The organism is Syntrophorhabdus sp. (genome assembly GCA_012719415.1).
GTDB lineage: Bacteria > Desulfobacterota > Syntrophorhabdia > Syntrophorhabdales > Syntrophorhabdaceae > Delta-02.
This window is the reverse complement of the sequence record JAAYAK010000115.1, coordinates 1-4,703: the sequence shown is the minus strand read 5'-3', so window position 1 is coordinate 4,703 and position 4,703 is coordinate 1. Positions and strand designations below refer to the sequence as shown.

The 4,703-nt window shown below is 59.2% G+C and carries 3 protein-coding genes and 2 tRNA genes; 3 read left to right on the top strand and 2 right to left on the bottom strand.

All coding sequences use genetic code 11. The features are described 5' to 3' along the window. Positions 1-146: quinolinate synthase NadA (locus GXX82_07090; GenBank protein NLT22794.1), on the bottom strand; the 146-nt coding region annotated here is incomplete at its 3' end. After that, positions 143-961: a carboxylating nicotinate-nucleotide diphosphorylase gene (nadC, locus tag GXX82_07085; protein NLT22793.1), complete on the bottom strand. Its 819-nt coding sequence runs from the start codon at positions 959-961 to the stop codon at positions 143-145. The genes GXX82_07090 and nadC, both read right to left, overlap by 4 nt. A gap of 118 nt (positions 962-1,079) precedes the next feature. On the opposite strand from nadC, the gene GXX82_07080 reads away from it, so the two are divergent. The 3 genes from GXX82_07080 to GXX82_07070 all read left to right on the top strand — a co-directional run. Beyond that, a tRNA-Lys gene (locus GXX82_07080) sits at positions 1,080-1,153 on the top strand. 11 nt (positions 1,154-1,164) lie between these two features. Next, positions 1,165-1,239 (top strand) — tRNA-Glu (locus tag GXX82_07075). A 295-nt stretch (positions 1,240-1,534) separates the two neighbouring features. Further along, a partial coding sequence (locus GXX82_07070) for a PAS domain S-box protein (protein ID NLT22792.1) occupies positions 1,535-4,703 on the top strand: 3,169 nt, incomplete at its 3' end.

Sequence of the window (4,703 nt, the reverse complement as noted above, 5' to 3'; positions counted from 1 at the left end):
GAGTCCCCCACAAAATCGGCGGAGCGCACGATGTCGATGTTCTGGTAATAGTGGGCGAGGACGACAAGGTCCTTGCCAAGCTCCCGTCTCGCGTCGGCTATCCGTTCCCGGATGTTTCCGTCCGGGATACTCTTGTCCGCGGTCACGCGCCAACTCCTTCCTGCAGGAGGCTCATATCGAGTGCCCGTGCCGAATGGGTGAGGGCGCCCACGGATATGAGGTCCACACCCGTTGCCGCCACCTCCCGGACGCGTTCCACCGTCATGTTGCCCGACGCCTCCAGCGGCACCCGACCGGCAACAAAGGCGACGGCGTCGCGCATCGATACCGTGTCCCAGTTGTCGAGCATGATCTGTTCTACCGTTGCCTCGACGGCCTCCCGCAATTCCTCCATGGTGCGCACCTCCACCTCAATGGGGACCGGGGTGCGCGCGCGCACCAGTTCGACGGCCCGGCGTATGGAGCCGGCGACGGCTATGTGGTTCTCCTTGATGAGGGCCATCTCCGTCAGGTTGCCGCGGTGGTTCATGCCTCCACCCATGGTGACGGCATACTTCTCCATGCGCCGAATCCCCGGTGTTGTCTTTCGGGTGTCGAGTATCCGGGCCTTCGTGCCCGACGCGGCGTCAACGAAGGTCCTTGTCAACGTGGCGATCCCCGAGAGTCTCTGGAGAATGTTGAGGGCCACCCGTTCGGCGGTCAGTATAGCCCGCGTGGCGCCCTCCAGCGTCGCGACGACATCGCCGGGGCTCACGGTCTCACCGTCCTTCATAGTCTCCCTGTAAGCGATGTCCCTGTCGAGGGCCATGAAGACCTCTTTCGCGAATCCCTGTCCCGCGAGTACCCCGTGGGCCTTCGCGACGATCTTCGCCCGGGAGCGATGGCCGGCGGGCACGATGGCGTTCGTTGTCACGTCCTCTGTCCCGACATCCTCCCTGAGAAAATCCTGGATCGCCGTCATGGTGGAATATTATAAGGTGACCATCGGGGCGAGTCAATGGAAGACTGCGTGAAGACTGTTGAATACGCTCATTCTGCTTGACTTTGCGGGAAAATTTTCATATGTTAATGGACGTTTTGGGCCGTTAACTCAGTCTGGTAGAGTATCTGCCTTTTAAGCAGAGAGTCGAAGGTTCAAGTCCTTCACGGCCCATATGATACCAGGTCCCCATCGTCTAGCCTGGTCCAGGACACCGGCCTTTCAAGCCGGCAACGGGGGTTCGAATCCCCCTGGGGACGCTTTATCCACCGTTGTCTGCCTCCGTATCGTCGGAGGATCTTCCCTTTATCGATATCTGTCACCCCTATTAAGACCCGCCCGGCTTTCGTGGCGCTTGACGCGCCGGCAGGACCAATGTCTTTAAATATTGATGGGATTGTGCGATAACCTTAAAAGTAGGGACAGTGCCGGAAGAGGTGTTCCTCAATCGTCCGGTCACCGTGACCGTCCGCGCCGACGCCATCCGTCGGATGCGGAAGGTCCGGGATGTTGTTGATCTTTGATGTATACAACAGGCAACGAAGGGAAAGCGCAATGGACTATACATCAAGAACACCTGAGGATCTGCGCGACGAGATCGTCGCCCTGAAAGAAAGAATAGAAGAGCTCGAGCGGTTGGAAAGGGACGGGCAGCGCGCCGGGGATGCGTTGCGGGCAAGCGAAGAGAGATACAGGAGGCTTGCCGAGAACGGGCCCGGGGTAGTGTACCAGTTCCTGATGAGCCCCGACGGGTCTTTCTCCTTTCCCTATATCAACAAGAACCTGTCGAGTATCACGGGCCTCTCTCCGGAAGACCTGATGCGCGATGCCTCCCTCATTCTTGACAGGGTGCACCCCGATGACAGGGCCCGGTTCCGGGAGGAGATACTGGAGTCGGCCCGGTCCCTCACACCTTACCACAGCACCTTCAGACTTCTCAAAGAAGCCGGGCATATCTGGATAGAGGCCCGCTCCACACCGGAACGCATGGCAGACGGGAGCGTCCTCTGGGACGGTTTTTTCCTCGACGTCACGGAGCGCAAGGAGGAGCAGGAAGCACTCCTCAGGACGCAGTTCGCGATGGATCGCGCCTCGGACAGCATCCTTTGGATCAACGACGAGGGCCGCATTGTTTATGCCAATGATCGCGCCAGCGAGTGGAGCGGGTTCACACAGGAAGAACTTCTGAAGATGACCGTTTTTGAGCTTGACCCCGATTTCCCCCGGGAGGATTGGGAGCGCCACAAGGGGGATATGAGGCGCCTGGGGGTCATGTCCTTCAAAGGCCGCCATGTCAGGAAGGACGGCAGCGCCTTTCCCGTGGAGATCAGCACGAACTACTTCGAGGTCGACGGGCGCTTCATGGCGTGTGCCTTCGACCGGGACATCTCGGTCCGAAAGGAGGCGGAGAAGGCGCTTCTGGAATCGGAGGCCAAGTTCCGGGACCTTGCCGAAAAGTCCGTGGCCGGTGTCTACCTTATACAGGACGGCATCCTCAGGTATGTCAACGCCAGGATATCGGAGATACTGGGTTACCCGATCGATGAGATGGTGGAAAAGATGCGTCTCAAAGATGTGATCCACCCCGACGACTGGCCGGTCGTCAAACAGAGCATGAACAGGAGGCTTGCTGGGGAAGCGGTGCCCCGGAATTACGAGTTCAGGCTGGTGACAAAACAGGGAGAGGCGAGGACGGTAGAGGTCTACAGCTCCCGGACCGTCTATCAGGGAAAACCAGTCGTGATCGGGACGCTGCTCGACATAACGGAGCGCAAGGAGGCCGAGAGGAAGATCGTCGAATCCGAGAGGTCATTGAGTGCCATCCTTGGCGCCTCGCCGATAGGCATCGGCATGGTGAGGGACAGGAAGATCGTCTGGGCCAACGAAATGGTGTGCAGGTTCACGGGGTACACACAGGAGGAACTGCGGGGACGGAACGCTTCCATCTTCTATGAAAGTCTCGAGGAATATGAGAGGGTGGGCGAGATCCTGTATCGCGAGGAACAGGCCCGAACGAAGATGGTGAGGGCGGATGGCGAGGTCCGGGACGTTCTCCTTCAATTGCGTTTCATGGACCCCGTCTCCTGCATCTTCACCGTCGTCGACGTCACCGAGCAGCAACGGGCCGAGGAGTCCCTGCGATTCACCCAGTTCGCCATGGACCGGGCGCGGGACCTGATCGTGTGGGTAAGAGACGACGGCTCGATATTCTACGCCAACGACGCCTCCTGCGAGTCCCTGGGGTATTCCCGGGACGAACTCCTGACGATGACCGTTTTCGATGTTGTACCCACCTATCCCCGTCAGGCATGGCCGCCCGCATGGATGAGACTCAGGCAGAACGGTTCCTTGCTCCTCGAACTCCGACCGATAAGAAAGGATGGAAGCGTCTTCTCCGTTGAGGTCAGCGCGAGCTTTCTCAGCTACGGAGACATGGAATATGCCTGCGCCTTCATGCGGGATATCACGGAGCGCAAGCGGATGGAGGACACCCTGCGCATGAGCGAGGAGCGGCTCCATGCCCTCTTCGAGTCGGCCGGCGACGCCATAGTCATAGCGAGGGATGTGATGATCGACTGCAACGAGAAGACCCTTGCCATGTTTGGCTGCACACGGGATGAGATCCTGGGAAAGACCCTCGCCGAGTTCTCTCCTCTTTTGCAGCCAAACGGCAGGGATTCCCTGAAAGAGGCTTCGGTGAAGACAAAGGCATGTCTCGAGGGGACGCCTCAATTCTTCGAGTGGAAGTATCTTCGTGCCGATGGAACGCCCTTCGATGCCGAGGTCAGCCTGACGAGGATCGACATTCGCGGCGAGACATACCTCCAGGCGATCGTTCGTGACGTGACGAAGAGAAAGCACACGGAAGAGGAACTGAGGCGCCTGAGCGTCGCCATCGAGCAGGCGGCGGAGGAGATAATCATCACGGACGCCGACGGGGTGATACAGTACGTGAACCCCGCCTTCGAAACCATCACGGGATACCCGAGGCAGGAGGCCATGGGCCAGACACCCCGTCTCGTGAAGAGCGGCGTCCATGACGGGGCCTTTTACGAGAATCTCTGGGACACCATCAGGAACGGCGACATCTGGACGGGCCAGATCACGAACAGGCGAAAGGACGGCACCCTCATTGAGGAGGACGCGATCATAAGCCCCCTTCTGAGCTCCTCCGGCGGCATCACAGGGTATATCTCCCTGAAAAGGGACATAACGGAGGAGGTGAAGCTCCATTCACAGCTCCGCCAGGCGCAGAAGATGGAATCCGTGGGCACCCTGGCAGGTGGCATCGCCCATGACTTCAACAACATACTCACGGCGCTGATGGGGTATGCCACTATCGTGCAAATGAAGATGGAAAAGGACAGCCCGCTTCTGCCCTACATCGATCAGGTCCTCTCCGCCTCCGAAAAGGCCGCGGATCTTACCCGGAGCCTCCTGACCTTCAGCAGGCAGCAACCCGTCACCCTCGCGCCGCTCGACCTCAATGACGCGATCCGGGCGACGCAGAAGCTGTTGAAGAGGCTGCTCACGGAGGACATAGACCTCTCCACACGCTTCACCGGAGGGGGTACCGTGGTGATGGCGGACAGGTCCCAGATCGACCAGATCCTCTTCAACCTGGTCACGAATGCCCGGGACGCCATGCCGAAGGGAGGGATGCTCGTCATAGAAACGGATGTGGTCAACATGGACCGGGGATTCGTGAGAACCTTCGGTTTCG